This window comes from Flavobacterium sp. ALJ2 (assembly GCF_015594725.1).
Taxonomy (GTDB): Bacteria; Bacteroidota; Bacteroidia; order Flavobacteriales; family Flavobacteriaceae; genus Flavobacterium.
On sequence record NZ_JADNRC010000004.1, the window covers coordinates 135,647 to 150,738 of the forward strand.

Annotated in this window: 18 protein-coding genes and 1 tRNA gene; 17 read left to right on the top strand and 2 right to left on the bottom strand. The window is 30.0% G+C overall.

Annotated features, from left to right (window positions below):
- Positions 1 to 1,671 carry an Ig-like domain-containing protein gene (locus IUY40_RS06115; protein WP_195735980.1) on the bottom strand — a complete coding sequence of 557 codons (1,671 nt, stop codon included), beginning with the start codon at positions 1,669 to 1,671 and terminating at the stop codon, positions 1 to 3.
- Between the two features lie 206 nt (positions 1,672 to 1,877).
- Here IUY40_RS06115 and IUY40_RS06120 point away from each other — a divergent pair, with 206 nt between their 5' ends.
- The 5 genes from IUY40_RS06120 (at position 1,878) to IUY40_RS06140 (ending at position 7,255) form a co-directional block, all read left to right on the top strand.
- Positions 1,878 to 2,882, top strand: a complete 1,005-nt coding sequence (locus tag IUY40_RS06120) for a hypothetical protein (protein ID WP_229335410.1) — start codon at positions 1,878 to 1,880, stop codon at positions 2,880 to 2,882.
- Positions 2,842 to 5,220 carry a hypothetical protein gene (locus tag IUY40_RS06125; protein ID WP_195735981.1) on the top strand — a complete coding sequence of 793 codons (2,379 nt, stop codon included), beginning with the start codon at positions 2,842 to 2,844 and terminating at the stop codon, positions 5,218 to 5,220. Before IUY40_RS06120 ends, IUY40_RS06125 begins: the two co-directional genes overlap by 41 nt.
- A 35-nt stretch (positions 5,221 to 5,255) precedes the next feature.
- A complete protein-coding gene (mce, locus tag IUY40_RS06130; RefSeq protein WP_195736121.1) occupies positions 5,256 to 5,657 on the top strand; it encodes a methylmalonyl-CoA epimerase in 402 nt (133 codons plus the stop codon).
- A gap of 147 nt (positions 5,658 to 5,804) precedes the next feature.
- Positions 5,805 to 5,878, top strand: a tRNA-Ile gene (locus tag IUY40_RS06135).
- A 183-nt stretch (positions 5,879 to 6,061) separates the two neighbouring features.
- Positions 6,062 to 7,255 (top strand): site-specific integrase, encoded by a 1,194-nt coding sequence (locus IUY40_RS06140; RefSeq protein ID WP_195735982.1) that lies wholly within the window; start codon positions 6,062 to 6,064, stop codon positions 7,253 to 7,255.
- 44 nt (positions 7,256 to 7,299) lie between these two features.
- Here the strand turns inward: IUY40_RS06140 and IUY40_RS06145 are convergent, their stop codons facing one another.
- A complete protein-coding gene (locus IUY40_RS06145) occupies positions 7,300 to 7,641 on the bottom strand; it encodes a hypothetical protein (RefSeq protein WP_195735983.1) in 342 nt (113 codons plus the stop codon).
- 123 nt (positions 7,642 to 7,764) lie between these two features.
- Between IUY40_RS06145 and IUY40_RS06150 the strand changes: the two genes are divergently transcribed.
- The 12 genes from IUY40_RS06150 (at position 7,765) to IUY40_RS06205 (ending at position 15,092) form a co-directional block, all read left to right on the top strand.
- Entirely contained in the window at positions 7,765 to 8,622 is an 858-nt protein-coding gene (locus IUY40_RS06150) for a hypothetical protein (RefSeq protein WP_195735984.1), read from the top strand.
- Positions 8,623 to 8,764: 142 nt separating this feature from the next.
- Positions 8,765 to 8,983: a hypothetical protein gene (locus IUY40_RS06155; protein ID WP_195735985.1), complete on the top strand. Its 219-nt coding sequence runs from the start codon at positions 8,765 to 8,767 to the stop codon at positions 8,981 to 8,983.
- A gap of 11 nt (positions 8,984 to 8,994) precedes the next feature.
- On the top strand, positions 8,995 to 9,168 hold the full coding sequence (locus IUY40_RS06160; RefSeq protein WP_195735986.1) for a hypothetical protein: 174 nt from the start codon (positions 8,995 to 8,997) through the stop codon (positions 9,166 to 9,168).
- Between the two features lie 298 nt (positions 9,169 to 9,466).
- Entirely contained in the window at positions 9,467 to 10,081 is a 615-nt protein-coding gene (locus IUY40_RS06165) for a DUF6046 domain-containing protein (protein WP_195735987.1), read from the top strand.
- Between the two features lie 19 nt (positions 10,082 to 10,100).
- The gene (locus IUY40_RS06170) at positions 10,101 to 10,382 is read left to right on the top strand and encodes a hypothetical protein (protein WP_195735988.1); all 282 of its coding nucleotides are present in this window, start codon (positions 10,101 to 10,103) and stop codon (positions 10,380 to 10,382) included.
- A 25-nt stretch (positions 10,383 to 10,407) separates the two neighbouring features.
- Positions 10,408 to 10,734, top strand: a complete 327-nt coding sequence (locus IUY40_RS06175; protein ID WP_195735989.1) for a hypothetical protein — start codon at positions 10,408 to 10,410, stop codon at positions 10,732 to 10,734.
- Between the two features lie 142 nt (positions 10,735 to 10,876).
- On the top strand, positions 10,877 to 11,182 hold the full coding sequence (locus IUY40_RS06180; protein ID WP_195735990.1) for a hypothetical protein: 306 nt from the start codon (positions 10,877 to 10,879) through the stop codon (positions 11,180 to 11,182).
- 30 nt (positions 11,183 to 11,212) lie between these two features.
- Positions 11,213 to 11,818, top strand: a complete 606-nt coding sequence (locus IUY40_RS06185) for a hypothetical protein (protein ID WP_195735991.1) — start codon at positions 11,213 to 11,215, stop codon at positions 11,816 to 11,818.
- A 17-nt stretch (positions 11,819 to 11,835) separates the two neighbouring features.
- Entirely contained in the window at positions 11,836 to 12,120 is a 285-nt protein-coding gene (locus tag IUY40_RS06190) for a helix-turn-helix domain-containing protein (protein WP_195735992.1), read from the top strand.
- A gap of 87 nt (positions 12,121 to 12,207) precedes the next feature.
- On the top strand, positions 12,208 to 13,164 hold the full coding sequence (locus IUY40_RS06195) for a hypothetical protein (protein WP_195735993.1): 957 nt from the start codon (positions 12,208 to 12,210) through the stop codon (positions 13,162 to 13,164).
- A gap of 631 nt (positions 13,165 to 13,795) precedes the next feature.
- Positions 13,796 to 14,122, top strand: a complete 327-nt coding sequence (locus IUY40_RS06200; RefSeq protein ID WP_195735994.1) for a helix-turn-helix domain-containing protein — start codon at positions 13,796 to 13,798, stop codon at positions 14,120 to 14,122.
- Positions 14,106 to 15,092: a hypothetical protein gene (locus tag IUY40_RS06205; RefSeq protein WP_195735995.1), complete on the top strand. Its 987-nt coding sequence runs from the start codon at positions 14,106 to 14,108 to the stop codon at positions 15,090 to 15,092. The genes IUY40_RS06200 and IUY40_RS06205 overlap by 17 nt, the downstream gene beginning before the upstream one ends.

The window sequence follows — 15,092 nt, forward strand, 5'->3', positions numbered from 1 at the left end:
TTATTTCTTTTTATCAGTTTTCTTCTTGTCTGTTTTTTTATCGACTTCAGGGTTGTAAGGAATGCTTAAATCAAAAGCTTGATCAACATCCCAATTGGCTCTAACATCAACTTCTTTTGAAAAATAAATTACCTCTTCGGCATATCTTTTTTCTAAAAAATTCCCTGGATCATATTGTTTGTTTTTGTTGTCGTCATAAATCGCACGAAGAGTAAACAAAGTTGGTTCTAAGAGGTCAAATTCTATTTTTGTATTGCCTTCGGTGTATTCAGTGGCAAGAACAGTTTCTCCCTTTTGGTTTGTTAATTCAATAATTATAGGAAATCGTTTTGCATTCTGTAAATTAAGGGTGAGGTTCCCGTAATCGACAGGGGCTTTAGTTGTTAAAGTATATTTTAAAGTGTCATTCGTCTTTTCATAAAAATCAGTCAATGCTCCAGGTAAAAGAGTAAATGTATACTTTTCTGAAGGCTCTTTTTTGAAATCGAAGAATAGATGTTGGTTGAAATCATCATATTCAGTTTTGAAAGGAACTGTAACAGAATCTTTGTTTATTAATTTTATTTTCGATTCATCAAAACGAACCAAAGGAGTTGCGCTTTCTAATGTAAAACGATCTCTAAAATGGATGATGCCACTTTGTAATGCATTAATATTTAAAGTGTCTTTCTTTTGGTCTTTTATCTTAAAGGAGTAAGTTTTTTTGTACTTGTCTTTGTCAATTTCCATCGATAGAGAATCAACTTTTAGCGGTTTATACCATACTTGTAGGGAATCTTTTTTAGGGAATTGAGTAACAATTGTTGGCAAAATTTCTCCGTTGTTTTTTAAGACAATCTTTGGTTTGGAGTTCTTAAAATTTTGTTTTCCATCGTAACCTACAACAAGTCTGTTTCCTGAAACTTGAGCAGGTTTATATGCTTTAAAAGGAAGTACTTCTTTAAATAATTCTAATTCATAAATAGTATCATTAGGTATGGTAATAGGATGTTTTATGAATCCTATCTTATCATCCTTTGGGTTGAATTTATTGTTGCTTCCTTTATCTTTTAAAGCGACCAAAAGATATTTTCCAGCTTTTAGATTCTCTAGTCTAAATGTTTTTAAACTATCTAATGTGTTGGTAATATATCGTGGATTTTCCTTGTAAACAACCGAGTCTTTATAAGTGTCGTTTATTTCATAAAGCATTACAGATACAAACGAATCTGATTGTTTATCATGTGCATCTTTTATTTTTCCGCCAAGAGCCAAGGAGTCTATGTAGCTTCCTGTAGAGAAAATGTACTTAAATTGGTTGTACGGATTTCCCTCGTTATTGTCAGTAATACTTTGTCCAAAATTAAAGCTATAAGTAGTATTAGGTTGTAAAGTATCGTTTATTTTTATAGTAATGTATTTGCTTGCCGTAGTTGGGGTTATAAGTGGCTCGTGCTTCATTGGAGGCGAAATAATCAATTGTTTATTCGCGTTTTTAATTTTCACATACTCATCAAATGTCAATTTTATGGTGTTACCTTTAAATTCGGTACTAAAATTCTTAGGAACACTAGATAATAAAACAGGTGCAAGGGTATCTTTTAATCCTCCGGTTATGCTTCCGCGTTTGGCGCAACTCACCATTAATAAGGTCAATAAAAAGAAAATATATTTAAAGTTGCTTTTCAACATAATCGGTTTAGATTTTTATTGCACAAAATAACAATTATATTTGCTTTAATCGAAATTTTTTATTGAATTATTGGGAGTTCTTGCTTCAAATTGAAAGAAAGGGAGTTTAGTTTTATCTCAAATTATTTATAAATAAACTCGTTTGTCTGTTATCGATAAAATAAAATGTATCCTTACATTTGACAGTAAATTTAATTTAGAATATTTTGAAACTTCGCGTTGTTTTTAGTGTTTTGTTTTTATTATTGATTTCATGTAATAAACAAGAAAAACCAGTTGCAGCTTTTTATTATTGGAAAACCATCTTCAAATTATCTGCAACAGAGAAAGAAGCTTTACAGCAAAATAATATCAGTAAGGTTTATATTCGATATTTTGATGTTGATTTGCATCCAAAGACTCAAGAAGCATTTCCGCTTAGTCCGGTTCATTTTGAAAATAAAACAGAAAATTTAACGATTGTTCCAGTGGTATACATCAAAAATAAAGTGATGTTGAAAAAAGGAATTAATGTAGATAGTCTGGCTAAAAAAATATTTGATTTTATTGAGTTAATAAATAAGAAAAATGGGATTTCGTGTCAGGAAATTCAAATCGATTGCGATTGGACATTGGCAAGTAAATCAAGTTATTTAAAATTTATAGAAACTTTCAAGAAGATATCTCACAAGAAACTCTCGGCTACAATACGGTTGCATCAGGTAAAATATTTTGAGAAGACTAAAATTCCAAATGTCGATTCCGGTGTTTTAATGTATTATAATATGGGAACAATTGCGCCCGATTCCCTTAATTCTATTTATGATAGAAGAATCGCACAACGATACATAAAAAGTTTAAAGAAATATCCTTTACCACTTGATTTTGCCTTGCCAATTTATTCTTGGGCAGTTCATATTCGAGAGAATAAAGTAATAGGATTAAAAAGCAAAATAGATATAAAAGAATTGCAAAATGATACTAATTTTGTATTAAGTCGAAAAAAATATTTTACTGTAAAGTGCTCTAATTATAAAAAAGGTACTTTTTACAAACAGGATGATGTTTTAAAAATAGAAGCGATATCTAGGGATGATTTACTGGAAATGGCTTCCGATTTAGAAGAGAATACGGCTCAATATCCTAAAGAGATTATTTTTTACGACTTAGATGAATTCAATTTAAAAAATTATGAAAAAAATGTTTTTAAACAAGTTCTTTCTTGTTTCTAGTGCTGTTTTATTGTTTGTTTATGGCATAATTTATGCTTGTGGAGGCGGTGATGATTGGGGAATGGGGTATAGTTCTAATTTTACTCCTGAAACTTTTGTCGAAAAATCATACAGGCCATTGTTTTTATCAGGAGAAGTTTTTTACGGGATTGGTTTTGATACCGAACATAATTCCAGGTTTAATGATGACATTAAATCAGATTGGAATGCCTATTTAAAAACAAAAGTTGATACTGCGACAGTTAGTTATTTTTTAATTGGAGATAATACGCCAAGATATTATTCTTCTGATAAAGATAAAATTTCAAAATACAAGGAAGAAATTGAGCAACTTCATGTTTTTTTTAAATCCAAAAAAGCAAATCAGGCTTCTTTAAAATGGAGTAAAAAAATTAACCTGAAAGATGATAAAACCAAAGCCTTTATCGAATTTTTATATTTGGCACAGAAAATAGAAACCATTTCAGTAGGAGAAGATTATTGGAGTTATGAACCTAGAGTAGCTAAAACTTTTGATGATTTGAAAATGATTCAATCTATCGAAAACGTGTATCATACTATATCAGATCCATTCTTAAAAAACAGGTATTGGTTTCTTACCATGAAAGCTTATTTTTATAGTAGCAATAAGCAAAAAGCAATTGCATTTTTTAATAAAACAGAAGCAACGGTTCCAAAAAACACGTTGTATTATCGAGGGCTTTCTTATGTGGCAGGAATAAATCATCAGCAAGGTAAATATTCGACATCTAATTATTTATATGCGCAAGTATTTGATAAATGCCCTGAAATGAGAGTTGTTACAGCTTATAGTTTTCACCCAGAAAACGAAACAGATTGGAATAAATCTTTGGCTATGGCCAAAAATAATAAAGAAAAAGCGGCGCTTTGGGCAATTCATGGCTATTATAAAGATGAAGCGCAGGCGATTGAGAAAATTTATGGATTAGATCCTAAAAATGAACATTTAAATTATTTGCTTACAAGATTGGTCAATCAGCAGGAGCAAGGGATTAATAATTCATTTGAGGTGGCTAAAGTCAATTCTGAAGGTTCTACGGATTATAGTGCGCCTGCAATAAAACAAACTGTTGCTGAAAATAAGAAAGGAAATCAAGCGAAAATTGATTTAAAAGCATTCGATTTAGTGTCTAAAATTGCTGCGACAGGAAATACAGAAAAGCCTTATTTGTGGGATATTGCTTTAGGATATTTACAAACATTAAAAGGAGAGTTTGTTAAAGCAGATGAAAATTTTACGAAAGCAGAGAAAACAATGCCTAAAACAGAATTGGCTAATAATCAGGTTAGATTGCTTCGTTTTGTAAATAATATGAGTAAAATAGATAAGCTAACTTCTAAAAATGAAAAAACAATTCTTAAAGATTTAAATTGGCTGTATCAAGAGCTTCCAAAGCAAAAGGTAGGTGATTTTCGTTATGAAAATGCTTCAAGTTGGAGTAGAATGTATTTAATGACTCTTTATACAGAGCAAAAAAATTATGTAATGGCAGAGTTGTTTGCTAATACGTCGGCTTATGGTTATTGGGGAACAGGGAATTCTTTTTATGATGTCGAAAAGAATTTGTTAGGAATGAAAACATTTTTGGCTAAGTCGGATAAAACCGAAATAGAAAAAATAGGTTACGGTATTTATAATTTGAATTTAAATAACATCAATAATTTTCAAGCGATACAGGCAACATATCAAAATAAAATTCCAGAAGCAATTGCTTTTATGCAACAAACAGATACATTACAAAATAAAGTTTTTTACGGAAATCCATTTAACGGAAATATAAAAGATTGTCATGATTGTGACCATTCTGCATTCCAAAAAAAGAAATTTTCTCAAATAGAATTTTTAACAACGATAAAAGCCATGCAAGATAAACTGGCTAAAAACGAAGATGTATATACAAATAGCTTATTGTTAGGGAATGCATTTTATAATATCACCCATTTTGGAAACGGAAGAAGTTTTTATGAAATCGGAATTGTAGGCTATGGTTCAAGTCCGTATTCATTTAGAGATTCTATGAAAAAAATGATCACAGATTGTTCAGTGTCTAAAATGTATTATCAAAAAGCGCTGGAAGCTGCTACAACCAAAGAGCAAAAGGCAAAGTGTACTTATATGCTGGCAAAATGTGAGCGAAATGAATATTACAATAAAAAGTATATTGCGGTTAAAAATTGGTGGGCTGCAGATGATGATAAGATAAATTTCTTAGCGTGGAATAGTTTTAAGATGTTGAAAAAAGATTATTCGGACACAAAATATTATCAAGACGTAATTGCCGAATGTGGTTACTTTAATACATACGTTAATCAATAAAAAGAATCTGTATTTTTTTAAATCAATTTAAGATGATGAATAAAATAGAACATATAGGAATTGCGGTTAAAGATTTAGAAGTTTCGAATCTTTTGTTCGAAAAGCTTTTTGGAGCTCCTGCATATAAATCAGAAGCAGTAGAAAGTGAAGGAGTGTTAACTTCATTTTTTCAAAACGGACCAAATAAAATAGAACTTCTCGCAGCAACAAACCCAGAAAGTCCGATTGCCAAGTTTTTAGAGAAAAAAGGAGAAGGGATTCATCATATTGCTTTTGATGTAACGGATATTGTTGCCGAAGTAGCGCGTTTAAAAAATGAAGGTTTTGTTGTTTTAAATGAAACGCCAAAAAAAGGAGCAGACAATAAATTGGTAGTTTTTTTGCATCCCAAAAGTACAAATGGGGTTTTGATCGAGCTATGTCAGGAAATTAAATAATTTTTTGAGTGTTTAATGGGAGAATTAGAAGCTTAAAAATCAGCTAGTTTAAGTTTTGGTTAAAAATATTAATGAAATTAAAGTAAAAATCATCCCCAAATATTTGCTACAAATGAAAAATAGTGGTAATATTGCAACCTCAAAACCGGTCCTATAGCTCAGCTGGTTAGAGCACCTGACTCATAATCAGGTGGTCCCTGGTTCGAGCCCAGGTGGGACCACAAACCGCACTAATTTAGTGCGGTTTTTTTGTTTAAAGTCCTTATTTTACTGAGGTTTACGGTTTTTTGACAAAAAAGATTATCATTAAATATCATTCTTTTTTCTACCAGTTTTCTACCCAGTTTCTACCCGATTTATTAAAATTGTTTATATACATTTGCGTAAACTAATACGCTAATATTATGAATAAAACACGCTACACGCCAGTGTTTAACCGCAAAAAACAGTTAAATACAGTAGGCAAAGCACTAATACAAATTGAGTGCTATTTGAACGGTAAGAACAAATATTTTTCTACCCAAATTTATGTTGAGCCAAACTACTGGAACAACAAAACGCGAACGATTAAAACGGACTACCCCAACGCAATCAAACTAAACAAACAAATTGCTGAAACAATCAGGAATTTTGAAAACTTCGAACTGGACAAAATAAACGCTGGAAAGCCTTTTAATTTGGGAATGTTAACCGATTTTTTTAAAGGCGACATTGTAAGCTCATTCACTGAATTTATGGAGTTGGAAATTGAGCAAATGAATTTAACTGAAGCAACAAAGAAAAACCACCGTACCACATTAGCAAGGCTAAAGCAATTTAAAAAAGTGATTTATTTTGAAGACATTACATTTGAATTATTAAACGACTTTGATGTTTTTTTACGTAAAATAAAAATCACTTACAAAGATGCACCGCCCAAAAAACTAATGCAAAATACAATTTGGAAGTATTTTAAAAATATGAAAACCTATGTAAACCTAGCAATAAATAAGGATTTAATGAATGTACAGCAGTACCCATTTAGAAAATTTAAGGTAAAACAAGGAGACAGCAACAAAGTTTTTTTAACTCCAGAAGAAATAGACCAAATGCAGGATTTAGTCTTAACAGGCGAAAACATAAAATACCAATACATTAAAGATTTGTTTATGTATAGTGTTTACACTGGATTGCGTTTTAGTGATGTTTTGAGTATGCAAAAACGGGAATTGGTCGCCATTGGTGGCAATACTTGGCTTATTAAAAAAATGGAAAAGACAGACGAAAACGTGAGAATACCGATTTATACAATCTTTAACGGTAAACCGCTGGAAATTATAGAAAAGTACAATCGTTTTAATACTGTATTTTGCTTTGAACAAATCACAAACCAGTACGCAAACCGCACATTAAAAATACTGGCTGGGCTGGCTGAAATAAATAAAACGATAACCTTTCACACTGCCCGCCATACCACTGCCACATATTTGCTATACAAAGGCGTGAGCTTAACCACTGTGCAAAAAGTTTTAGGACACAAGAAAATAGCGACTACACAAATTTATGGACATATAATGGACAATACCATTGAAAAGGAGCTAACAGCAGTGAATTTTTAAAAACAAAACCGCTCCTGTTTGGAGCGGTTTTTTTGTTGAATAATTTAAATTTTGATAGTTGTAGGTAGCCAATGTAGTTTTTTATAATCCATAACTTTTTTAGCAATCGGCAATTTAATTATATTGCCCGAATAAGAATATACAAATAAGGCTTTTTGTTCGCTCAAAGCAGTTAAAGTAATTTGATCCGTATTAATTAATTCAGATATTGCAATGTTAAATTCAGAAGTGCATCCCTCCCACAAAATTAAATTTTCTCTCAAATAAAGTGCTCTATTTCCCGAAATTTCATAACTCTTAGATAGTTTAAAAAACAATTCAGAAAAACTACAATTGGGATAATCTTTTACATATTTAATAATATCCTCTTTAATAAACTCTTTCATAATGATAGGGATTGAAAGTTTAAAAATATTTATTAGCAAAGTACACAATTCAAAACAATTTAAAACAAATCGTTTATATTTTTGTTAATTTGCAACTACAATAAACCAAATACGCAAAATACAATGACCAAGCAAAGTAAAATAACAGTAAAGCATTATTTAGAAAAGAAAGTTAAGCCAACAATGGTTTATGATGATTTACCGTTAGGATATCCATTGTATTACAGAATAACATATAAAAGAAAAACCACTAATTTAAAAAGTTTCACTGGTGCGATAATGACTGAAAAGGCATACGAACATTTTAAAACAACTAATGAAGTACTTAGTTATGAAACTAATTATAAAACTGGATTTACACATTTAAAATTAGAGGATGAATTACTATTTTTAGAAAAAGCAATTGAGCAATTAGTTAATAAAAACAGTGATATTGTGGTATTTGACGAGTACTTTGTTGAAAATTTAAAAACTTTTTTTAATGATTTAAGAGAAAGTTTATATTTTCAAGGTTGGTATAGCTATAAGCAAAAATTAGATTTAAGAGTTAAAGATAAATCAAGAAAAAGCCCGCTTACAGTCAGTGAAATACTTAATCAAAAAATAGATTTATCCAAAGAAGACATTGATTTTAACAACCAGTATAAAAAGTTCAATGATGAAAAAGGTTATAATCAGGAAAGATTTTATCATATTTTTGATAAAGGAAAATCATTAATTGAATGTTTAAATATTATAAAGGAGGTTACAGAAATTGACCTATTCCCCTATATCCATAAAAACACTTTAAAATATTGGCAAGTAATAGGATTAATTTTAATTGCCTATCCAAGAACTATATTTATAGATTTTTTTGTTAATTATGACATAAAAAAAATATTAGATATTAAAGAAAAGAACAATGTTGACTTAACAGCTATTGAGGTTACTGATATTTGTAACAAGTTAAAAAACAATCATTTAGGCATTTATTTTAAATAAAAAACAATAAAATATCTTTTTTTATTATAAAATTGTTTGGTATTACCAAACAATTTTATAATATTTGCATACATCAAACAAAAAATTGGTTTTTTTTAAATAACAAGTTAGGTAGTACAAAACATTTTTAACACTCAAAATTATGAATATTCAAGAAATCAAAAAACAGTTACCTACTGGAGCAATTAAAGCTATTGCTATTGAAAGTGGGATACATTATGCCACAGTACAAGGATTCTTTAATGGAAAGCAAACCAAAGAGAATGTAAAACTTATTGAGCATACAGCAAAGTACCTAAAGCAGTACAAAGAAGCCAAAGCCAATGCAATACAAGAACTCCAAGCGGTTGTCAGTGCTTAATTATTTGAGTTATGGAAAAACTGGAATTTTCAACAAACTGGAATAACAAATTAGACTGTAAATGTTTTACAACAATTAGGATTTTTAATCCTGCAAAACATTTTAGAGGAAATCAGTTTGAAGTTTTTTGCAAAGAAAGTTTAAAAGTAAAGCCCTTGTATTGGGGATTACGATTGCAAAACTAGAACAACTAAACGACTATGTGTGTTATATCGATACTGGATATAATAGAATTGATACAATAAATATGCTTCGTAAAATGTATCCTAGAGTTGATTTTGAAAAACAGAAAATTTGCATAATTCTTTTAGAAAAAATTGAACCGCCAAAACCAAAACAAGGAACTCTATTTAATTAATAAATCGATGAAAAATAAGCATAAGACTAAAAACAAAAAACTACCCTTTAAAAAAAAAATCAGCAATATCAAGGATTTAAAAAAGATGAAAACCACATTTAAACACTGTTTAAACACCATTTAATATGAATAGTCAAGATTTTTTATTTAGTGCCTTGATGGGTAGCCAATCATTCAAAACTATAGAAAGATTGGGATTAGTTCAGGATAATTTAACTGAAAAGGGATTGCCCAATATTCCATATTTAAGCTCAAATCAGCCTGTTGACAGAATAGACGAAAACAAACAATACTTTCCTCTTTCATTTTCTTTTACTGAGGGAGGTACTAAATGGACTTTCCCATTTGAGCCATTGATAAGCATAAGCAGTGGGAATGATATAACCAAGGTCAATGTTGCAAAAAAAGGGTTTGACAAAAAAGGACGTTTATTGTCGGGAACAATAAAAACCAGCTGGAGACAAAAAGACTTTGATATTACAATTACTGGAACACTTATAGGTAAACAGTTTTTTGGTAAACCCGAAGACTGTTTCCCTAAAACGCATTTGATTGAGCTTTTTGAATATTTAATTTTTGCGGGTAGCTTATTTGTTTATTCGTATCCTTTGGAGCTATTGGGAATAACTCAAATAGTAATAGAAAGTTATAGTTTTCCATTTACCAAAGGCGAAAATGTACAGGCATACGAGATAAAAGCTTTAAGCGATTATCCTCACAGTCTAGTAGTTAAAGAATAATTCTAAATCAAATACGCTAATGAAACACTGGAGTGATTTTATAAACAACCGAACACACAGTCTTAAAAGACTAGGAAAGCTGGCAAATACTTTAACATTTGAAGTTCAAAGCAAAGAATTTGAACTACAAAACGCCAAATTAAATTTAGAACGTTTTGAAGCTCAAATCTGCAATAAAATTGCTGGTAATTACTCCAGCGAATGTGAATTTGAAAACGCAATCTTAAGCGCAAAATATAAAGCTGATTTGTGGAATAATGAACCCATAGACAACCATAAGCCACAAACTGTAAAACAATAACCATTAACCAAATACGCTAAAAAAAATGAAAATAATACAGATCACAGAATATAATAAAAAAGCCTTAGAGGATGTTGGGGCTTATATAGAGTTAACTGACAGAGATAAAGAACCAATAATTAAAAAAATTAATTTTTACAACTTCACGGATATGATGTGTAGTGTCAGTGCGATTTTAGAAGCTATTGAAGTTATAGGTTATAATGGGAATAAAGAAAATTTATACACTTGTGCTAGTTTGGCAAGTGTTGCTAGAAAAATGCTACCTAGTGAAGAAATGGAATTTTTAGATAGGTTACTAATTAAAGAAGATAGGAACAAAGATGATTTTCAACCTATTAAAAAACTGTAATTATGAAACAAATATTTACGATAGAAAAGGTATTAATCCATAATAAAAATATGGATTTCACAGGAGTAAAAACAAGGATTATACTGTTTGGGAAAACAATAATAAGCTACCATTCAAAAAATAATTTAAACACTATATAATTATGCAAATAGAAGACATTGAAGCAATGTTAAATGATTTCAATCAAGATATGATTGACACGTTTAAGACCAATCAAAAGGACTTTAAAGCCTTAACCGTTCAAAAGGTTCTTACAATTTTATCAAAAAGAAAAATTGATTCAAACATAGCAAAAACAAAAGATTTTTGGGAGCGCATACAATCAAATATGCAGTTATTCATTTCTAGGGTTATTGATGAAATCGACAATAAATTAAAAGCCGATTTTACAGACAAGGAAAGAATCGATTACTTCTTTGATTACCTAGACAAAAACACTGATGCTTAAAAAATAAACCAACTGTAAAAAATGTAATTTATGAATTTTGAAAAAATATTGATAGAAAAAAATGAGGGTGCAATTAATGGAGAATTACACCAGTTACAAGCAAAAAAAGAGTATTTCCAAAATTATGTTAACAAAGTCGTTGCACTAGGAATAAGTTTGGAGGAAAACGATTTGGCATTAATGTTTGAAAACCCAAAAGCATACATAACCGAAAAACTTACGGCTGGAGAAAACATGCAGGTTGGAAATTTGAAACTGAACAAAGAAAAACTCTTTGATTTAATAGAAAAGCCAGCGGGAACAACCGAACTAATTGAAAGTGTTGAAAAAGATTTACAGGACAAAGGAGCTAGGGAGTTTAATATTTGGCACGTTGAATGTTTTAAGATTATTAAAAATTTGGTGGTTGTTAATCCTGAACATTTAGACCACATTAATACTAGATTTTCATTGTTTATTGAAAACGAAAATCAAAAACAGGCCTTTGAAAAACTTCAAGGAATTACAAAACTTATTAATGAAATTAATAAGTTGGATGGTAAAAAAGTAAGTTCAGATACTGATTTAGATGATCTAATAAAAAAATCGGATAACGGTTTTGTAGTAAATGCCAAAGCAATACAATTCTTTAAATAACCTCTAAAATTCTTTATATGGAAAACGGAATAGCAGTTATAACAGTGCCATTGACAGAATGGAAAGAGCTTAAAAGTCAAATGGGAAGTATTGCCAAAAGTTTATTGGACATTAAGAACAAAGGACAAAAAGAGTTTTTAAGTCCTAAAGAAGCAATGGAAATACTAAAATGCAGTAGAAATACACTGCAAAGCTACATTGATAAAGGTTTTTTTAATGTTACCAAAATGAAGTCTGAAAAGTATAGCAAAGTAATAATCAAGCGTGCAGATATAGATTTTTTCATTCAAAGCAGGGCATAAAAAAACCCCTCGAAAGGGGTTTTTATATTGTAACTAAAAACCAAATACGCTAATAATTAATGTTTAGTACTCTGCAAATATATAAAAATGATTGATAATATCACAATGATAAAGCGGTCTTTGTCGGAGGTAGAAAAAAAGAGTATTATAAAATCCAGCCGTTTAGTGTGTAATTCACTAAACGGCTTAATCTATTATGATAATCGAACAACTAAAAATTTTACTGGAGGGTTATTTATAAAAATTGATCCCAGCAATAAATTAAAAATAACGGGAAGTTTACACAAATACTTTTCCTATTTAGAGAATGGATGTTTAACAAATTTTGACAGTTTCACAATCAACAATGTAATAGAAGCTTTTGAAAAACTGATCTCAAACACTGGTATTGATCCCCGCAAAGTTGAAATAACTTTTTTTGAGATAGGTTTAAACATAAAGCTACCCATTGAATCAAAAACAGTTTTAGAAACAATACACAGTATCGGGAAGCATAAAGAAAAGCTGTTTTTGATTGATGCAAACCACAAAGAAGCTAGGCAAATAACAACGGAACGGCATAGAGATTACAGAATATATTTTAAAGTGTATGATAAGGTTTTCGAAATGCTGGACAAACACCACAAGCGAACGCCTACAGGAATAAATATAATTCGAATTGAAACGGTACACAGGCGATGCGAAAAACTGTATTTGAATGATTTTTTTGATTTGGACTTTTTACACAGATTACAAAATTCATTTTTTAATGAATGGGACAAACTTAATTTTTACAATGATATAGACGCACCAAAAGGCACACAGCGAAGCAAAATAGATTTGATACGTAATATTATTTACAAAGGTAAAAATGAGGTTTTAAAGCAATACAAAAGCCAGTATGAAAACAACGCCCTCACAAAAAGACAGTTCTATTCAGTGCGGGATTTTATAGAGAATTGGGAAGCAATACGGCATGAATTCGATATTAAGAATAGTAAAATAGTACCATTTTGGAAAACTGCGTATAATACTGAAAAACAAATGGTTATAATTAAAAAGTGAATTAATTGATACTTATTGAGAACATAAAAGGTTTGAATAGCACTTTTATAAATAGTTACACTTTTGTAACTATTGTAATTAATTGATAAACAATAATTTAAATACAAAAACTATATATAATGATATTTATTGATAAAAAAATCAAATCAAATGACACACGTATAGTCCCAAAAAAAATTTGTGGAAACTTGTAATATACTCCCGATAGGGAGCGCACCCATACCAGTATTGAGTTTGTACGGTATCTACAGCAGTACATAAGTGTAACTATTCAAAGATCATAACTAATAAACAAAAAAAGGTTGAAATAAGGCCTAAAAAACACCATTTAAACAGAATTATTCAAAAACCACCCTAACTAAAGCAATAAACACCAAATCATACCAAATAATGAAAAAGCACACCCCACAAAAGAAGTATTTGTATTTAAAAAAGGTCGGATTAATAAAGTGAAGCGCACCCGAACTGATAATTTTTGAATGGGGCGGTGCTAAAAATAAATCGGGTTAAACATTAACAAAAAACTGCAAAAATCCCCCTTAGTAAAAACAGTCCAAATTTTAATATTAAAAGTTATTTTACTACCATTTTACTACAGCCATATTTTCCTTAAACTTCAAAAACACCCATAATGAGTAAAACAAAAAATAAGCTCCCCGATACTAAACAAAGAAATAGCTACACGCTGGATGATAAAGCCAAAGCAAAAAAATATTATTTGATCGGCTTATCATTGCTTGAAGTTGGAAAATTAACGGACACACCATTTAGAACAGTTGAAAAATGGTACATAGCAGAAAACTGGAAAAACCAAAGAGAAACAACGCCAATAAAAACAAAGGCAAATGATTTGTTCAATGCTGGAATGAGTTACAAGCAAATTGCCGCAACATTGGGTAAAAGTCAAAGTACAATTTCCCGATATTTAAAAACTGTACGAAATGAAACCAACAATTAAAGAACTTCAAAACAAAGGATTGAAAAAAACAGCTGTCAAAGGATTGTTTTTGACAATTGAGGGCAAAGCATGGCATAAAAGCGCAAAGCGTGAAATTCCAGCTACCACAAACGGCAAAATACGATTTAACGGCAAAATGTACGATTTGCAAAAGTTAATGATTGAAACAACAAGCAAAGCTCTAAAGCCAAATATACCAGTTAAAAAAAATGTTTCAATTCGCGAACTCCAAAAGCAAGGTTTTAGAAAAACTAAAATAAGCGGTTTGTATATCACAAATAGCGGACTTTGCTATAATTCCATGTCAAAAAGAAATTTGGCTATTACAAACGGTAAAATCACTATAAACGGTAAAGCCTACAATGTAGCAAAGGTAATTTTGGAAACATTTTGTAAAATTCCAATCCGAAGCGGTCAAATTACCTTTAAAAATAGCAATGACAAAGATTTTTTCTTTGAAAATTTAGATTATACAAGCACATTAAAACAATCCGCACCCAGTGAAACCGATATAATACAGTGTATAAGACTATATTTTGAAGTTGATAAAAAATTAAACAAAAGGAGTGATCTACTAAAGTATTATTTAAATGAAATTATAAAAAACCGAGCTTTTAACTTCAAATACAAAGGATTGGATTTTGATTTATTTATTGAATACCATAGCACTAAATACTTTATAATATCTGATAACCAAAAAACAGTTTTTGACAAATTTAATTATTCAGCAACTAACGGAAAAAATGCAATAAACAAATACTTAAATTTACTGGTAAGTGAATGTTTACAGGATTTTGAAAACGGACTTTTAAAAATCAAAAATTTCAAGCCAAAGCCACCAACAAAAACACAAAAATTAAAAGAGTTGCAAAAATCCATTAATGAAATGGGATTAAATGTTAAAATTCCTTTGCGAAAACCAAGCACAGAAGAAACCTTAAACAAGTATTTAAAGCAAACCAAAATTTAA